The organism is Streptomyces sp. AM6-12, from assembly GCF_044327085.1.
Taxonomy (GTDB): domain Bacteria; phylum Actinomycetota; class Actinomycetes; order Streptomycetales; family Streptomycetaceae; genus Streptomyces.
Genome location: NZ_JBIQWN010000001.1, coordinates 3,512,850 through 3,529,333 on the forward strand (window position 1 = coordinate 3,512,850; position 16,484 = coordinate 3,529,333).

The 16,484-nt window shown below is 69.7% G+C and carries 17 protein-coding genes and 1 tRNA gene; 8 read left to right on the top strand and 10 right to left on the bottom strand.

Going from position 1 to position 16,484, the window contains the following annotated elements; genetic code table 11:
* Positions 1–12: 12 nt before the first annotated feature.
* The gene (locus tag ACE4Q9_RS15845) at positions 13–1,119 is read left to right on the top strand and encodes a YIP1 family protein (protein WP_397984880.1); all 1,107 of its coding nucleotides are present in this window, start codon (positions 13–15) and stop codon (positions 1,117–1,119) included.
* A 114-nt stretch (positions 1,120–1,233) separates the two neighbouring features.
* On the opposite strand, the gene ACE4Q9_RS15850 is transcribed toward ACE4Q9_RS15845, so the two are convergent.
* On the bottom strand, positions 1,234–1,731 hold the full coding sequence (locus tag ACE4Q9_RS15850) for a phosphoribosyltransferase (RefSeq protein WP_397984881.1): 498 nt from the start codon (positions 1,729–1,731) through the stop codon (positions 1,234–1,236).
* Positions 1,732–1,744: 13 nt separating this feature from the next.
* Positions 1,745–2,320: a dCTP deaminase gene (gene dcd, locus ACE4Q9_RS15855; RefSeq protein WP_285556852.1), complete on the bottom strand. Its 576-nt coding sequence runs from the start codon at positions 2,318–2,320 to the stop codon at positions 1,745–1,747.
* Positions 2,321–2,876: 556 nt separating this feature from the next.
* Between dcd and ACE4Q9_RS15860 the strand changes: the two genes are divergently transcribed.
* Positions 2,877–2,950: transfer RNA gene (locus ACE4Q9_RS15860), tRNA-Gly, on the top strand.
* 41 nt (positions 2,951–2,991) lie between these two features.
* Here ACE4Q9_RS15860 and ACE4Q9_RS15865 read toward each other — a convergent pair.
* Positions 2,992–3,516, bottom strand: a complete 525-nt coding sequence (locus tag ACE4Q9_RS15865; RefSeq protein ID WP_397984882.1) for a sugar phosphate isomerase/epimerase family protein — start codon at positions 3,514–3,516, stop codon at positions 2,992–2,994.
* Between the two features lie 260 nt (positions 3,517–3,776).
* On the opposite strand from ACE4Q9_RS15865, the gene ACE4Q9_RS15870 reads away from it, so the two are divergent.
* Positions 3,777–4,073 carry a hypothetical protein gene (locus ACE4Q9_RS15870; RefSeq protein WP_397984883.1) on the top strand — a complete coding sequence of 99 codons (297 nt, stop codon included), beginning with the start codon at positions 3,777–3,779 and terminating at the stop codon, positions 4,071–4,073.
* A 33-nt stretch (positions 4,074–4,106) separates the two neighbouring features.
* Here the strand turns inward: ACE4Q9_RS15870 and ACE4Q9_RS15875 are convergent, their stop codons facing one another.
* The gene (locus ACE4Q9_RS15875; protein WP_397984884.1) at positions 4,107–4,580 is read right to left on the bottom strand and encodes a TrmO family methyltransferase; all 474 of its coding nucleotides are present in this window, start codon (positions 4,578–4,580) and stop codon (positions 4,107–4,109) included.
* A 43-nt stretch (positions 4,581–4,623) separates the two neighbouring features.
* Positions 4,624–5,493 (bottom strand): Tat pathway signal protein, encoded by an 870-nt coding sequence (locus ACE4Q9_RS15880; protein WP_397984885.1) that lies wholly within the window; start codon positions 5,491–5,493, stop codon positions 4,624–4,626.
* Between the two features lie 972 nt (positions 5,494–6,465).
* On the opposite strand from ACE4Q9_RS15880, the gene ACE4Q9_RS15885 reads away from it, so the two are divergent.
* The 3 genes from ACE4Q9_RS15885 to ACE4Q9_RS15895 all read left to right on the top strand — a co-directional run bounded on the left by ACE4Q9_RS15885 (position 6,466) and on the right by ACE4Q9_RS15895 (position 7,579).
* Entirely contained in the window at positions 6,466–6,840 is a 375-nt protein-coding gene (locus ACE4Q9_RS15885; RefSeq protein WP_397987232.1) for an ATP-binding protein, read from the top strand.
* A gap of 166 nt (positions 6,841–7,006) precedes the next feature.
* Positions 7,007–7,138 (top strand): hypothetical protein, encoded by a 132-nt coding sequence (locus ACE4Q9_RS15890; RefSeq protein WP_397984886.1) that lies wholly within the window; start codon positions 7,007–7,009, stop codon positions 7,136–7,138.
* A 267-nt stretch (positions 7,139–7,405) separates the two neighbouring features.
* Positions 7,406–7,579 carry a hypothetical protein gene (locus ACE4Q9_RS15895; RefSeq protein WP_397984887.1) on the top strand — a complete coding sequence of 58 codons (174 nt, stop codon included), beginning with the start codon at positions 7,406–7,408 and terminating at the stop codon, positions 7,577–7,579.
* Between the two features lie 232 nt (positions 7,580–7,811).
* Here ACE4Q9_RS15895 and ACE4Q9_RS15900 read toward each other — a convergent pair whose 3' ends face one another.
* Both ACE4Q9_RS15900 and ACE4Q9_RS15905 read right to left on the bottom strand, forming a co-directional pair.
* Positions 7,812–7,982, bottom strand: coding sequence for a hypothetical protein (locus tag ACE4Q9_RS15900; RefSeq protein WP_397984888.1), 171 nt, complete (start codon positions 7,980–7,982; stop codon positions 7,812–7,814).
* A 446-nt stretch (positions 7,983–8,428) separates the two neighbouring features.
* Positions 8,429–9,040, bottom strand: a complete 612-nt coding sequence (locus ACE4Q9_RS15905) for a TetR family transcriptional regulator (protein WP_397984889.1) — start codon at positions 9,038–9,040, stop codon at positions 8,429–8,431.
* Positions 9,041–9,128: 88 nt separating this feature from the next.
* On the opposite strand from ACE4Q9_RS15905, the gene ACE4Q9_RS15910 reads away from it, so the two are divergent.
* The gene (locus ACE4Q9_RS15910; protein WP_397984890.1) at positions 9,129–9,833 is read left to right on the top strand and encodes a DUF2993 domain-containing protein; all 705 of its coding nucleotides are present in this window, start codon (positions 9,129–9,131) and stop codon (positions 9,831–9,833) included.
* Positions 9,834–9,916: 83 nt separating this feature from the next.
* Complete coding sequence (locus ACE4Q9_RS15915) at positions 9,917–12,163, top strand: MMPL family transporter (protein WP_397984891.1); 2,247 nt, start codon at positions 9,917–9,919, stop codon at positions 12,161–12,163.
* Positions 12,164–12,229: 66 nt separating this feature from the next.
* Here the strand turns inward: ACE4Q9_RS15915 and ACE4Q9_RS15920 are convergent, their stop codons facing one another.
* The 3 genes from ACE4Q9_RS15920 to ACE4Q9_RS15930 all read right to left on the bottom strand — a co-directional run bounded on the left by ACE4Q9_RS15920 (position 12,230) and on the right by ACE4Q9_RS15930 (position 16,444).
* Positions 12,230–13,561 (bottom strand): MFS transporter, encoded by a 1,332-nt coding sequence (locus ACE4Q9_RS15920; protein ID WP_397984892.1) that lies wholly within the window; start codon positions 13,559–13,561, stop codon positions 12,230–12,232.
* A gap of 120 nt (positions 13,562–13,681) precedes the next feature.
* Positions 13,682–14,851: an acyl-CoA dehydrogenase family protein gene (locus tag ACE4Q9_RS15925; protein WP_397984893.1), complete on the bottom strand. Its 1,170-nt coding sequence runs from the start codon at positions 14,849–14,851 to the stop codon at positions 13,682–13,684.
* A gap of 24 nt (positions 14,852–14,875) precedes the next feature.
* Positions 14,876–16,444 carry a long-chain fatty acid--CoA ligase gene (locus tag ACE4Q9_RS15930; RefSeq protein WP_397984894.1) on the bottom strand — a complete coding sequence of 523 codons (1,569 nt, stop codon included), beginning with the start codon at positions 16,442–16,444 and terminating at the stop codon, positions 14,876–14,878.
* Positions 16,445–16,484 lie beyond the last annotated feature (40 nt).

A 16,484-nucleotide genomic window follows, 5' to 3' on the forward strand; every position in this document is an offset into this window, starting at 1 on the left:
GACCCTTAGGGGATGTCACAGGTCGGCCGCAATGCCGGGCCCGGACCGCCGGGCCCGGCACACCACTCTCCGGGACCAGGTACGTTCGATGACGTGGCTGGATTCAGGATCGGACGCGGGGGCGGGGACGACCGCACCCCCCAGGGACAGCAGGCGCCGCAGGGACCGTCGTACGGCCGCCCCGGCCCCTCGGGCAGGCGGCGCGGCCCGTCGCCGTACGGACAGCAGGCCCCGCACGCGCCGGGACAGGGCGCGGGACGGCCGTCGTACGGCTACCCGTCGCCGCAGCCGCCGCAGCCGTCGTACGGGCAGCAGTCGTACGGGCAGCAGTCGTACGGGCAGCCGCCCCACACACCGCAGTCGTACGGGCCGCAGCAGGGCCGGCCGTACGGCCACCAGGGCCCGGCGGACGACGGCCCGGAGTACTTCGACGACGGCTACGGGGGCGGCGCGCCGGACCCGTACGCGGCCAACAATCCGGGCCACACCCAGGCCTTCTCGATCGACGAGGCCGCCGGCTACACCCAGGGCGCGACCTACCAGGCCGGCTCCGCCGCCGCGCCCGCCGCGCCGGTGGGCCCGCCGCTGCCCTGGAAGGAGCTGCTGCGGGGGATCGTCCTCTCCCCCGACCCGACGTTCCTGCGCATGCGGGACTACGCGATGTGGGGCCCGGCCCTGATCGTGTCGTTCCTCTACGGGCTGCTCGCCGTCTTCGGTTTCGACGACGCCCGCAAGGAGGCCATCGGCGCCACGCTGTCCAACGCGGTGCCGATCGTGCTGATCACCGCGGTCGTGATGGTGCTCGGCCTGTTCGTGCTCGGCGTGGTCACCCACACCCTGGCCCGCCAGCTCGGTGGCGACGGTGCCTGGCAGCCCACGGTGGGCCTGTCCATGCTGATCACGGCCCTCACGGACACGCCCCGCCTGATCTTCGCCATGTTCGCCGGCGGTGACGCGGGCTTCGTCCAGATACTCGGCTGGGCCACCTGGCTCGGCGCGGGCGCCCTGCTCACCCTGATGGTGTCCCGCTCCCACGACCTGCCGTGGCCGAGGGCGCTGGGCGCGTCGGCGATCCAGCTGATCGCGCTGCTGTCGATCGTGAAGCTGGGCACGTTCTAGCCCCGGTCATGGGCACGTCCTAGCCCCGGTCATACGGACGGCTGGTCCCGGTCATACGGAAGGGCCCCCGGCGCGGTTTCCACCGCCGGGGCCCTTTTCCGTGTCCGCTGCCGCTCAGGCGTCGAGCACCTGGTCCTCCCGCTGGACGACGGGCGGCTCCACGCTCCACGGGAAGTTGATCCAGTCGTCGGTGCGCTTCCAGACGTACTCGCACTTCACGAGGGAGTGGGACTTCTCGTAGATCACCGCGGAGCGCACCTCGGCGACGGTGTCGAGGCAGAAGTCGCGGACCAGCTTCAGCGTCTTGCCGGTGTCGGCGACGTCGTCGGTGATCAGGACCTTCTTGTCGGAGAAGTCGATCACGTTCGGCACGGGCGCGAGCATGACCGGCATTTCCAGGGTGGTCCCCACGCCGGTGTAGAACTCGACGTTCACCAGGTGGATGTTCTTGCAGTCGAGGGCGTAGGCGAGCCCGCCGGCCACGAACACGCCGCCTCGGGCGATGCTGAGCACGATGTCCGGCTCGTACCCGTCGTCCGCGATGGTCTGCGCCAGCTCGCGGATGGCGCCGCCGAACGCCTCGTAGGTCAGATTCTCCCGCACGTCACTCATGTTCTGGATGCCCTCACACCTGGGTCCGATGGAAATTGACATAGGACCGCGAGGCGGTCGGCCCGCGCTGGCCCTGGTACCGCGAGCCGTAGCGCTCACTGCCGTACGGGAACTCCGCGGGCGAGGACAGCCGGAACAGGCACAGCTGGCCGATCTTCATCCCCGGCCACAGCTTGATGGGCAGGGTGGCGAGGTTCGACAGCTCCAGGGTGACGTGACCGCTGAAGCCGGGGTCGATGAACCCGGCGGTGGAGTGGGTGACCAGACCGAGCCGGCCCAGCGAACTCTTGCCCTCAAGGCGCGAGGCGAGGTCGTCGGGCAGCGAGATGACCTCGTACGTCGACGCGAGCACGAACTCACCGGGGTGCAGGATGAACGGCTCGTCCCCGTCCGGCTCCACGAGCCGCGTCAGGTCGGGCTGCTCGACGGAGGGGTCGATGTGCGGGTACCGGTGGTTCTCGAACACCCGGAAGTAGCGGTCCAGCCGGACATCGACGCTCGAAGGCTGCACCATGGATTCGTCGAAGGGATCGATCCGTACCCGCCCGGCGTCGATCTCGGCCCGGATGTCCTTGTCTGAGAGAAGCACGTAGCGAGGATACGCAAGGCGCGCGGAGCCATGACAATCGTGACGACTCCGCGCGCCGATGGTGACGACGCGGCTACGCCGCGTGCGTCTCTGTGTGTTGCTGTGTGCCGCCGCTACCCCTGCTTCTGCAGGGCGACCGGTACGACGCTGCGGAGCCGCGCGCATCGAGGGCACCGCATGAGCCGACCGGGACCGAGCCGCTCGGCCTGCTGCATCGGGAACGAAGCGGTGCTGAAGACGTGCCCATCGGCACAGCGGACGACGGTGCGTTCCATCAAGTCCCTTAAGTCCCTTCCCCAAGAGCCTCGTCGGGCCGACCAACCCGACGACAAAAGCCACATTACGGGATCAAAGAGACGACTCTCCAGGCGGCACTCCGACCCCGCCCGGGCCCTCCGCCAGACACCCACCGTACGCCCCAACTCCCGCCACCCGCAGCCGGATCCCCGCCCTGAAACCCACTCATCCCTCCGGGCCGCGAGCACCGCGAGTCCGCGATGAGGTACAGTGATCGAGCGTCGGACGGGGCCCTCTCGGGGGCTATGTCCGTACATACGCGGGTGTAGTTTAATGGTAGAACATCAGCTTCCCAAGCTGAGAGCGCGAGTTCGATTCTCGTCACCCGCTCCAGAGAAAAACCCCAGGTCAGCGACCTGGGGTTTGTTTGTTGTCTAGTCCAATTCAAGGCTTGGCATGGACGACGGTGCACACCGGCTCGTTCTCCAGCAGCAACCGCCCCCGGCCGTGGCTGCCGCTTCCAGGGCCTTCGCCAGCAGCGGGTCACCGAGCAACTGCTCGGTCAACCCCGGCTCGACGCGGAGGTGGGAGAAGATCCGCACGACCGGGGCACCGAGGATGCGCGCGGCCTCGATGGCCCGCTCGATCCAGCCCAGGCGGTCCTCGGGCGGGACCTGGGTGGGGAAGCCGAAGGTGTCGACTTTCCCTGGCGTGGCTTCGGGACGGCACCACTTCCACAGCGGTGAGGCAAGCGCCGCCACCTTCAGGCCGCGCTCGTCGGCCAGGGCTCGGATGTGCCGCAGCCGGTCGGCGGGCAGCGTCACGGCGTTGGCGCCCTCGGCCGAGCGGATCTCCAGATGCCCGATGCCCAGCTTCACCGCCAGGTCCATGCCCGGCACCGGGTCGGGGCCGAGTTCGTCGGGGTTGAGCACGAGGGTGTTGGTCGGCGTTCGGTTCACGGCCGTCATCTCCTTTGGTGGCATGGGTGGGGGAGGCCCGGTGCTGGCGTTCTTCCGTCCGGCACCGGGCGCTCAGGGGCTGTCAGTCAGCGGCGACCTCAGTTGCCACCGCCCGGAGGCGGTGGGGCCGGCGGAGACGGAGGAGGGGGTGGTGGAGGGGGCGGGGGCTGCGGCCCCCGAGCGGGAGCTGTCACGACGGCGGCGGGCATCTTCACCTCCAGCGGTGAGAAGGAGGGCCCCTACCATCCCCACGCACCCCTTTGGCGGGACATCCCGCCAACTGCCCCAAAGGGGAGCGCGGCCGTCGCAACACCGCGTACCTCGACGCCGCCGCCTCCCGTAGTGACCTCGTCGCCGTCACCGCCACCCGCAAAGTCGGCGGCATCACCGACACCCCCGACCTGGCCGCCGCCGAGCCCCTGCTCCTGCTCACCCGAGACCCGGCGGGCAACTTCACCACCCGCCTGGACAACACCGCCCGCTACACGATCGGACAGCCGGCCCAGAACCGGTTCCACGCCGGGCAGTGCACTCCGGGTGCCAGGAGGAGAGCGTGACGATCCCGGCGCCTGAAGCCTTGCCCAGGGCACTCAAGAGGACTTGTCGGCCCAGTAGTCTTTCAGCATCTCCCCAGGCCAGGCCGGCTCCCGCACGGGTCCCCGCGGCCCCATCTCCTCGAAGTACGGCGACAGGTCGTAGATCTTCGTGCCGACGACGGCGTCCAGGTCGGTCACATGTAGCTTGAGCCCGTCGACCCTGAGGAGCCGGGGGAAGCTCTGTGCGAGCTGGTTGGGGCGTCGGTGATTGCGGTGCGCGAACGTTCCCGTGGCCGGCCAGTCCGGGTTCCCCCTCGGACTGCGCGCGTGGTACTCGACGTCACTGGGCGATGCCTTGTCGAAGTGCCACACGACCACCAGGTGCGAGAACTCGTCCAGTCCCTGCACTGAGTCGAGAGGGAACTCCGACTCATCGAGCTGGATCACGGACTCGACGCCACCCCAGTAGTCATCCGCCACCTCGGTGCGCCCTTCGACCACCGTTCCGATCGGCCTGATCTCCAGCACCGCCGCACCAACCCTCCGACTCGCCTGTAAACGACGCGCCTGATCAATCTACTTGGGCGAGATACGTGGCCGCGCGGGCGTCGAGAGCACTGACCGCCCGGATCCCGCGCTTGCGGTAGGGCGACAGCAGGTGCCGCATGTCGACCACCGTCTGCCGGGCCCGGCCGGAGTAGATGCCGTCTTCCATCGCGTCCAGGACGCTGGTCCAGGTCGCGCACGCCTCCTCGACGGCACCTTGGGCGATCTGGGTCGCGCCCATGTACCCGAGGGTGACGGCATGGGTACGCCGGAACGCCGCTCCGCGCGTCCGCACAGACCGCCGGAACTCTTTGACCGCACGCTGATGGTCGCCAAGGTCGCGCAGGGTGCAGGCGGTTTCATGGGCCAGAGAAGCCGCGCCGAAGAAGAACGTCCGGTCCGGCTCCCGGATACCGTTGTGCGCGTTCGAGAGATCGTCCTCAGCCCGCAGCAGCGCCTGGGCGGCTTCCTGGCGGCGGTCGTTGGCGGCCAACGTACGGGCGTGCACCACACCGAGGAGGGCTCGCTCGCGCGGGGTGACCGCCGCGTACCGCTGACCGTGCACCGACGCCTGGGCGATCTGAAGGGCTTCGCGCCGGAAACCGAGGTCGAGCGCTTGGTGCGCCATCGCCCGCAGGATGTGCCCGCTCAAGGGAGCGTCGCCGGCCCGCGCCGCCGGTTTCACCGCGGTGTTGAAGCGCTGCAGTGCAACGGCGTGTTCGCTGTTGTCGAAGGCCATCCAGCCCGACACGTAGGTCAGTTCCGCTGCGGCGGAGAACATGGCTCGCCGGCTCTGCTCGTCGGTGAACCGCCCGCGCAGGAAGTCCAGGGCCTCATGACGCAGGTACTCGTCGACCGCCCGTCGCCCGTGGCCGCCACCGCGCCGCTGGTCCATGCGCGAGAATGCGAGAGTCAGCTCCCGAACGGTCTCGACGTCTCCCTGACCGACGCGTCTACCCCCGGCTCTCGCGTCCGCCGGCGGTCGGGACATCGCCTCCCACCACGTCTCGTCCGGGAGGACCAATGCCGCGGCGGAGTAGACCCCGTTCCTCAGCAGCCGACGCCGGTCCGTGTCCAATCCGCTCCCCAAATCCTTCAGCGCGGTCAAAGGGTCGACGTGCCAGTCCAGTGCTCCGTGCGCCGGTGAGGTGGAGGCCGCCAACCCGGCCTCCTGGGGCGTGATCACGCTTCAGGCGACGGGACAGCGCCTCGCACAAGATAGCGGGCGCAATGCCCGACGGGCGCACTCCTCCCACCCACATGCTCACGTGCGAGCGCCCGATCCTGGAGTTCTCCCGTACCTCGCCGTTCAGCGTCTCGGCGGCGACACGGTTGTACGCGGTGGCCGTCTGCGCCCGTGTCCAGCCGGCTTCCAGCAAGAGCGCGGCTAACCGCTCGTTCCTCTCGCGCGCCATCCTCCGCCCCCAGCGTTGACGACTAGGCTGTCCGGCCCGCTCCAGCAGCGGCGAGGCGGGACTAGATACGCGTCCACGGTAGACGTGGGCCTGCCGTTGGGTATGCGTAAGACCGCGGAACGTCACTCAGTGGTGGCTTCGGATGGGCGGGGTCAGCACGAGACGGTCCTCGGTCGCCGTACCGGGATACGGACACCTCCGCGCGTCGTGTCCCGGCCGACATCGGCACTTTCTGCCTGATCCCGTGCCGGTTTCGGGTGGGGGCCGTCTGCAGGGCCCCCGTGGACGATCTTTGACCACGTTGACCATCCCCGACCTCTTGGCCCCATGCCGGGCTCCCGGGTTAAGCGGTTCGCTCTTGTAGAGCCAGCTACTCGAACGAGCGGAGCACCCGCATGCACCTCTCTACTGGCGAACACGGCGCCCAGTCTCCAGCCGAGTTCCAGGTCGCCATGCCCCCGTCTCCGACATGCGCCGGCCAGGCAAGGCGTATCGCCGATGCGCTGATGCGGAAGTGGGCTGTCCCTTCGCTCTTGACCGGCGACGTCCGGCTCGTCGTGTCCGAACTGGTCACCAACGCCTTCCTGCACAGCGGCACCGACGTGATCACCCTGTCCATGGCGGTCCAGGACGGCGTCCTCCGGATCGACGTACATCACCACTCGACCAGGCAACGGCCCGTTCTCCGCAGGCCCCGCGATGACGACGAGCACGGCCGTGGCCTGCTGCTCGTGAAGGCGATCGCGGACAACCGACAGGGGACCTGGGGAGTCAGCTGCGACGGCACCACCACCTGGTGTGAGCTGAATGTGGCGGTAACCCGATGACACACGCCGCTCTACGGGACCAGGCCGGATACCGCTCACCCCGGTTCGCACAGCGCTTCCGCGCGGCAATCACCCAGCTCGTGCACCGGGGCCGACGAGACGAGGCCGGACGAAAGCATCCGGACGTCACCGGGTTGAACGGGCTCGCGCACTGCAATCGGAACGGTTGCCCGCTGACCCGCGGCAGGCACTGGGGTTTCTCCGGCGGCTGGGCGAGGTCACCCTCGAAATGGCCGATCGCCTGGAGAAGGCCGGCAGCGTCACCGGGCTGGTCGAGACGACAGGGCTGATCGAATGATGACCACGACCACGCCGGTGCCTCGCCAGCACGCTGGCAGTCTTCGCTCTTCCGACGCCGTATGACTACGAGCACCACTGGGACCTCGAACCCTGGGATCTGGACGGCGTCGTGGCCGTCACCGCGGAAAACAGGGACTTGGTTACGCCCGGCGGAGACCTTCAGCCATCACCGCCAGCCGGAAGACGCGGTGACAGCGCGGCTATGGGTCCCGGAGCAGGAAGCGGGACCCCCACTCCAACCACCTCAGCAGATCGGAAACTGGACATGACGCAAGAGATCGTGCATACCGTCACTGTCACCGGTGACCACGTCCGCCGTGGTGACGTGATCAGTGTGGGCGGCATCCCTCACGCTGTGGCCGACGTGCGCGAGGTCGGCGGACAGCGCAAGCTGCTTCAGTTCGAGGACGGCAACGTTTACGTCCTGTCCGGGCGGTGATCATCGAGGTCACCCGCGTTTACGTGCCCCGCCGCGCCACCACGGCGGCACAGCGCAAGAGCGCTACTCCCGGCATGGCTGGGACTTCGGTGCAACCTGCCCAGAGGCGTACTTCCTGGAGAAACTTGCGGGGGGACTGAACGCCCTGGCTGGCCTTCACGAGTTGGGGCCAGCCGGTCGTACAACGTTCGAGCGCAACGCTGTTCAACAACCAGTCCGCTGTTGGACGGAGTCACCGCAGCAGAGTGTGGAGCAGACCTACCACAGCCAAACCCACGAGAAGCGCGACTCCGACGGCAGGGTGCAGGAAGGCGATGTACGTACTGGTGGCGCCGGCCAGCAGCAGCACAGCGGTACGGGTGTGCAGACCGTTCATGACGAACTCCAAGGGCGGGCGAGACACGGTCCATCCGTGTCAGGCCGCACCTTGCGACACGCGAGGCTTAGCTCCGCAACTCTCCCGAAAACCCGCATCCATGCGCAGCACACTGCCAGTTCGGGGGGCGTGCCGTCCGGACAGGTCCGAGTTGGGCCCCGGATAATTTGGCCTATGGCGCCGATCAGCTGTCGGTCCCACGCCGGCAGCCCTCAGCGGGCACAGCGCGTACACGGCCGCCCCGCCGCCACAGCACTGGCAAAGTTCGCGTAGGTCACAGCCCTTTTTGTCGCTGACTGCGGGCGGGTTCAGCCTGTTCCGATGAGGACCATCCCGCTGTTCAGCGTCGACGCCGGCGTGAGCAACGCATGAGCGACGGCGCGGCACAGTGCGCCACAAAGCGGCCCCTGTAGCCCGACCCGGCCTCGCCAGGGTCCTTACGTCTGAGCGCTGCGTCTCATACTCAAGGCGGTTCAGTGCGCTTCGCGAATGGTCTCGAACGCCTCGCGCAGCAGCGTCACGAAGTGGTCGGCGGAGCGGCGGTCCGAGGCGTCCGTGTGCTGGGCGGCGTGGGCGATGAGGGCGCTGCGGATGGCGGCCACGCAGACGCGGGCGAGTACCTGGGTGCGCAGGTCGCCGTGATCCGGCAGCCGCTCGGCGAGCGCGTCGGCGATGGCGGCCTCGATGTCCCAGAGCACGCGAGTGCGGCCGGGGCCCGTGGACAGGTCGCGGGGCGGGGCACCGACGAAGAGGATGGCGAGGCCGCCGTCGAGTTCCCCGGCGGCGGCAAGGAGTCCGTTGAGGGCCGCGGTGAGCGGGGTCTCGTCGGCGGGGCGCCGCGGGATCTCCCTGCGCAGCAGCGGGAGGAGGTCCTGGATCTCCGCGAAGACGAGGTCTTCCTTGGAAGGGAAGTAGCGGAAGAACGTGCGTTCCGTCACGCCGGCCGCCGCGGCGATGTCCTTGACCGTCGTGCTCTGGTAGCCGTGCTCGGCGAACATGCGGGCGGCCGCGTGCAGCAGCGCTCCCCGTGTGGCGGCCTTTTTCCGGTCCCGCCGCCCCATCTCGCGTCCACCCTCCTCGTTCATCCGTTCATCCTGACATGCCCTGAACGCGGCCCGGTCGCCAGACCCTCTACAAACTGTCATGACTGACATGTTATGTATCGTGTCAGTCATGACAGTTTTTGGTCGGCTGATATCCCGCGCCGGTGCACGGCGTCGCGTCACCCTCGCCGTGGTGGCCGCGCTCGCCCCGACCGGCACCGTGGGCGTGGCCGAGCTCGTCTGCCGAGGCAAGATCGGCGAGCGGTTCGCTAAGGAGGCAGGGAAACGGCTCGGCAGGACCCCGAGCGTCGACCTGGGTGCCACGCCCGCGCTGTGGCAGCTGGCCCGGGGCTCGTTCCCGGACGTCGAGCTGACGGCGGACGGTGTGACGACCCGCCGGATATCGGGGCTCGGCATCGCTGCCCACTTGCGCAAGGTACGGCAAGGCAGCCGCACCGTGACGGTGCGGTCCAGCACCGTCGACGTCGACGTCCCCGCCGTGTCCCTGGCGGGCGGCACCCTCCAGAGCCTGGGCGGCGTGGTGGCTCTGAGCGCAAAGTCCGGCCAGCTGATCGTCCGTCTCGGCCGCGTGGGCGCGTTCACCGTCCCGATCGCACCCGCCCTGCACGGCGACACGATCCGGACGGCGCCCGGCCGACCGACCTTCAACGGCGCTCTCCCGCCGGGCGCCCTGGCGCACAAGGTCACGGACATGGCCGAGCGCGCCGTCGAACTGACCGGTCTTCCTCTGGCGTTGGAGCCGCGGCGGCTGGCCGTCACCGATGACGGCCTGTGTCTCACCCCGCACGGCGGCCCAGCCGCGTTCCACGCCTGACCATCAGGCCCGTCCCCCTCGCGGGCCCCTCCCCGACCGTGCCGCTCGCCCCTGCACATCCCCCCTCAAGGAGCACCTTTTCCATGGCTACCCTGCTCTACCGGATCGGCCGCGGTGCCTTCAGGCACCGACGGGCGGTGCTGGCCGCCTGGCTGCTGGCACTGACCGCGGTGGTCACCTGTGTGATCACCTTCGGCGGCACGACCAACGACGAGTTCACCGTCCCGGGCTCACCGGCCCAGACCGCGATGGACACCCTCAAGAGCGAGCTGCCCTCGGCGGCCGGCACCAGCGCCCAGATCGTCTTCGTGGCTCCCAAGGGCCACAAGATCACCGAACCGCAGTACGCCAAGGCGGTCAGCGCCACCATGGCGGATGCCGGCAGGGCCCCGCAGGTCGTCGGCGTCACCGACCCGGTGCAGAGCAAGGTCATATCGCCCGACCGCACGGCCGCTCTCGGCCAGGTCCGCTACCAGGTCAGCAGGGCCGACCTGCACGACGACAGCCTCACCTCGCTGGAGAAGACCACCCGGCCGGCGAAGGACGCCGGACTCACCGTCGAGGTCGGCGGGTCCGCCTACGGCGGCAGCAAGAGCACCGGCCACACCAAGGAACTGATGAGCCTGGCCGTCGCCCTCGTCGTGCTGACCATCACGTTCGGCTCACTGTTCGCCGCCGGCATGCCCCTGCTGACGGCGATCACCAGTGTCGGCATCACCCTGCTCGGACTGTCGGCGCTCACCGGCGTTCTGACCATCTCCAGCACCGCGCCCTCCCTGGCCTCGATGCTGGGTCTCGCGGTCGGCATCGACTACGCCCTGTTCATCCTCTCCCGCCACCGCTCCCAGCTCGCCACCGGCATGGACACCGAGGAGTCCGCGGCCCGCGCCACCGCCACCGCCGGAAGCGCGGTCGTCTTCGCCGGCCTCACCGTGATCATCGCGCTGTGCGGCCTGGCCGTCGTCCGCATTCCGTTCCTCACCGTGATGGGTGTGGCCGGGGCCGCCGCCGTATTGATCGCCGTCGGCGTGTCCACGACGCTCCTGCCCGCCCTGATGGGCTTCGCCGGTGAACGGCTGCGGTCGAAGCCGGGCTCACGCACCGCCCGTCGCGAGCAGGCGGCCCACGGCGAAGGACACAGCCGACGCAGGCCGATGGGCGAACGCTGGGGCAGGATCGCCATCTGCCGTCCGCTGCTCACCCTGCTGGCAGTCCTCCTGGGCCTGCTCGCCGTCGCGGTCCCCGCCCGCGACCTCCGACTCGCCCTGCCCGACAACGGATCGGCCCCTGTGGGCAGCAGCCAGCGGCAGGCGTACGACACCGTCGCCGAGAAGTTCGGCCCCGGCTTCAACGGCCCCCTGCTGGTCCTCGCCGACACCTCCCACACCGGCAGCCCGCAGCAGGCCACGGCCACGCTCGCCAAGGACCTGAAGGCAGACGACGGCGTCGCCGCAGTCGGGAAGCCGCAGGTCATCGAACACGGGGACGCGGCGGTCATCCAGGTCGTGCCGAAGACCGGCCCGTCGGACCAGCAGACCAAGGACCTCGTCGAGCACATCCGGAGCGAGGCGGCCGACTGGCACAAGCAGACCGGTGCCGACGTGTCGGTGACCGGTACGACGGCCGTGAACATCGACGTCTCCGACCGGCTCGCGAACTCGCTCGTTCCATTCGCACTGGTGGTCGTCGGCCTGTCCCTGCTGCTGTTGCTCCTCGTCTTCCGGTCGGTGATCGTGCCGGTGAAGGCCAGCCTGGGCTTCCTGCTGTCCGTGGCCGCCACCTTCGGCGCGGTCGTGGCCGTCTTCCAGTGGGGCTGGCTCTCCGGGCCTCTTGGGATCGCCGAGACCGGGCCGATCGTCAGCATCCTGCCCATCCTGGTGATGGCGGTGCTGTTCGGACTCGCCATGGACTACGAGGTGTTCATGGTCAGCCGCATGCGCGAGGCGTACGTCCACGGCGCCAAGCCACGCGATGCCGTCCTGGCCGGCTCCCGGCACGCTTCCCGGGTCGTCACCGCCGCCGCACTGATCATGTTCGCGGTGTTCGCAAGTTTCATCCCCGGCGGCAGCTCCATGCTCAAGCCGATCGCCCTCGCCCTCGCCGTCGGTGTCTTCATCGACGCCTTCCTCGTCCGCATGACCCTCGTCCCGGCGGTCCTCGCCCTGGTCGGGCGCTCAGCCTGGTGGCTCCCGAAGTGGCTGGAGCGGCTGCTGCCCCAGGTCGACATCGAGGGCGAACGGCTGAGCGGCGACCACGGCACCGAGGCAGACGCCCTCGGGCACGGTGAGCCGGTCACCGCGGGCAGCGGCCTCGACGGCCGGACCCTTTAGCCGCGTGCCCCGCCTGAAATGCTGGGCCCGTCGCCGCAGTCCACGCGGTGACGGGCCCAGCCCCGGTCAACGCGCGGCGTCCGCCACGGCCGGGTCCAGCCCCAGGCGCCGGACGTCGTGCTCGGGGCGGATGGCGGCAAGGGCCAGGACGCCCGCGATGAGCATCACCGCGGCGGCGGCGAGGAACGCCCTGGTGTAGCCGGCGGCCGGACCGCTCGCCGCGTCGATCAGGTGCCCTGTCAGGAATGGGGCCACGAGGCCGGGCAGGGTGCCGGCGGCGGCGACGATGCCGAAGACGGCGCCGCGCTGCCCGGCGGGCACGACCTCGGCGGTCGTCATGTAGTGGAGGGGGATGGCGATCGACGTGCCGCCGAAGGCCAGCGCGATCAGGACCAGACGCGGGCCCGACGCGCCGACGAACGGCAACGCGGCCATCGCGCAGCCCGCCACGCACACAGCGATCCCCTGCGCCGCCCCGCTGGACCAACGGCTGCTCACCCCACGGGACTTCAGCGCGTCCACGAACGGGGAGACGGCCAGCAGCAGCACCAGCCCGAAGCCGGAGACGACGCTGATGGTGGTCGCGGCGGACGGTGCCGACATGCTCAGCTCGGTCCTGAGGTAGGCGGGCAGCCACGCCTGGCTGAGGGACAGCGCCCACGCCGCGCCGAAGGCGCTGGAGATGCTGCCGAGCACGGTGCCGGTCAGCAGGATGCGTCGGTACGGCAGCCGGAGCCCGCTGGAACCGGAGGCGCCGCCGCGTGCGCCGTCATACGGGCCGTCGTGGCCGACGCGCCACCACAGCAGCGCCCAGACGGCGCTGACCGCGGCGAGGGCGGCGTAGGCCGATCGCCAGCCGAATCCGGAGATCAGCCAGGTGACGACGGGCGCGGCGATGAGGGTGCCCAGTGCCGCCCCGCCGATCTGGAGGGCCGAGGGCAGGCCGCGCCGTTCGGGCGGGAACCACTTGTACAGGGCGTGCATGGACATCGAGGCCGCCGGGCCCTCGGCTGCGCCCAGCAGGATCCGGCCGGCCATCAGGGTGGGCACCGAGGCCATGGCCAGGACCGGAAGCTGGGCGACGGCCCACAGCACGGTCATGCCGAAGAGCAGAGTGCGGCTGGAGATCCGGGTGGAGAGGAATCCGCCGACGAGTCCGGAGAGGGAGAACAGGAAGAAGAAGGAGCTGGAGATCAGTCCGTAGGTGCTGTTGCTGAGGTGCAGTTCGTCCATGACCGGTACGGCGGCGAGCCCGAGGACGGACTTGTCGGCGTAGTTGACCACCATGAAGGTCACGATCATGGCTGTGATCAGCCAGGCTCTGCGGCGTCCGGGAGAGGGAGCGGCGGTGACGACGTCGCCGAGCCCGGTCGACGGCGCGAAGGGGTGGGGTGCCATGGGCGACTCCTGCGGGTGCGGGCGGGGCAGGGGGCCGTACGAAGAGGGGCGGATCCCCGTGGCCGCAGGCCCCCGGCTGCGGGGGCCTGGGGCGCCGCCCTGGGGCACCAAGGGAGTCGGTCAGATCAGACCCTTGGCGATGGCGTTCTTGTGGATCTCGGTGGTGCCGGTGACGATCCGGAACATCCGCAGACTGCGGAAGATCTGCTCGACCTCGTTGCCACGGGTCAGCCCGGCCTTGCCGTGGATCTGGACGGCCTGGTCGGCGACGCGGAAGCACGCCTCCGAGGCGAACAGCTTGCACATGTTCGCCTCGACGGAGACGTTCTCGCCCCGGTCGGCCTTGGCCGCCGTCGCCAGCACCATCGAGCGGGCGGCGTAGATGTCGGTGGCCATCTCGGCGATCTTGTGGTGGATGGCCTGGTGGGCGAGCAGGGGCTGGCCGAAGACGACGCGGTTCGTCGCGTACTGAAGGGACAGGTCCCAGGCGCGGCGGGCCGCCCCGATCAGGGACGGGCAGTGCAGGAGTCGGTTGAGGGTGATGCGGCCGATGCCGATGCGCAGGCCTTGGCCGATCTCGCCGAGGAGGTTCGCGGCGGGGATCCGGCAGTCGTCGAAGACGAGGTCACCCTCCATCTGCTGCCCCGACATGGGCACTTCGCCGTCCAGGACCGTGCAGCCGGGGGTGTCCAGGTCGACGAGGAAGGCGCTGTACGCCTCCTCGGTGCCGGCCATGCGGGCCACGACGATCGCGAAGTCCGCGAAGGGGGCGGCGGAGCTGAACACCTTCTTGCCGCTCAGGACGTAACTGTCGCCGTCCGGGGTGGCGGTGGTCGTCATCCGGCGTACGTCGGAGCCGGCGTCCTCCTCGGTGATGGAGAAGCAGCAGGCGCGCTCGCCCCGGATGACAGGCATCAGGTAGCGCTCCAGCTGCTGCTCGGTGGCGTACTTGAGGATGGCGCCGGCGCGCAGCGGGCCGCCCATGTCACCGAGCACCGAGTGGAACAGGGCCGCCCCCGAGGCGGTCAACTCCTCCTTTACGGCGCAGAGTTCGGTGAAATTCAGGCCCTGGCCGCCCAGTTCCGGGGGCAGGCTGACGCCATAGAAGCCGAGTTCGCGGCTGCGCTTCCAGACGTGTTCGAGGGTGGAGCGGTCGAGCTTGCTCTCGGCGGTGATGCCGCGCTCGCGCTCGTAGGGGATCAACTCGTCGCGCAGGTAGGTGCGGAGGCGGACGACGAGGTCCTGCAGGCGGGGGTTGTCGTCGTAGGAGGGTTCGAGGGTGAAGGGCATGCGAGGAGGTGTCCTTACGGGGTTTCAGCTGACGCGGCGGGCGGCGCCCTGCCAGTAGCGGTCGCGGATCGCGCGGCGGTCGATCTTGCCGTTGGGGTTGTGGGGCAGCGCGGCGACGAAGTCGACCGAGCGGGGTTTCTTCATGCGGGCCAGGCGGTCGGTGCAGAAGTCGATGAGGGCGGCCTCGGCGAGGGCAGCGCCGTCGCGTGGCACGACGACCGCCTTGACGGCCTCGCCCCACTGCTCGTCGGGGACGCCGACGACGGCGGCCTCGTACACGTCCGGGTGCTGGTGCAGGACGGACTCGACCTCGACGGCGTAGATGTTGAACCCGCCGGAGACGATCATGTCCTTCTTGCGGTCGACGACGAAGACATAGCCGTCCGAGCGGCGGCGGGCCAGGTCGCCGGTGAGGAACCAGCCGTCGCGGAAGGAGGCGGCGGTCAGCTCGGGGGCGCCCAGATAGCCGGGGACGACGTCCGGGCCGCGTACGGCGATCTCACCGATCTCCCCGTCCGGCACCGGGGTTCCGTCGTCGCCGACGACCGCCACCTCGGCCTCCGCGAGCGGGCGCCCGCAGGACAACAGCAGTTCCTCGTCCTCGCCCTCGATGGCACGGCGGTGGTCCTCGGTGGACAGGAACAGGACGCCGGAAGTGGTCTCGCCGCAGCCGTAGCCCTGGGAGAGGACCGGGCCGAAGAACTCCCATGCCTCGCGGATGCGCTGCGGTGACATAGGCGCGGCGCCGTAGATCAGCTGGCGCAGGCTGGAGGTGTCGTAGGCGCGGGCGTTCGCCAGCGCGAGCACCATGTTGACCATCGTCGGGACGACGAACGCGTGCGTGGCCCGCTCCCGCTGGACCGTGGCGAGGAACTCCTCCGCGTCCCAGCGTGGCATGATCACCCCACAGCCGCCCGTGAAGAAGATGCCCATCAGCGGCATGCCCGAGGCGTGGGTGACGGGACCGGCGAGGATCTGCTTGTCACCGAGGCCGACGCGGGTGTCGGCGCTCATCACCATCTTGCGCAGCAGCGCCAGGCGGTTGCCGTACGTCTGGATCGCGGCCTTGAGCGTGCCGGTGGAGCCGGAGGTGAAGTGCAGGACGGCGGCATCGCCCTCGGCGCACTCCACGGCCACAGGCTCCGGCTCATTTCCATACACGGTGTCCAGATATCCAGGACCCAGCTCACTCGGGCCGTCGTAGCCGATGACCGTCTTCAGACCGGTGCCGGACAGGATGTCGCGTACGGCGTCCAGGTGGACGGCGTCGGTGAGCAGCACCCGGGCGTCCGACTCGCGCAGCAGGTGGGCCACCTCGCCGGCGCCGAGCCGTGCGTTGATCGGGACGCGGACCAGACCGGCCTTGTACAGGGCGATCTCGGTCACGACCAGCTCGGCCCGGTTGACAGCCAGGGTCGCCACGCGGTCGCCCTGATGCAGACCCAGGCCGCGCAGGGCGACCGCGAGCCGGTCGCTGTGGTCGTCCAGTTCCGCGTACGTCAGCCGGGTCGCGCCGCAGACCACGGCCTCGGCGGTGGGATGGTGGCCGGCTGTCCGGCGTACATAGCGCCCCAGGTTCATCGCGTACTCCACACTGAGTTCCTGAACGGTCTGTCTGGTATCTAGCTTGGCG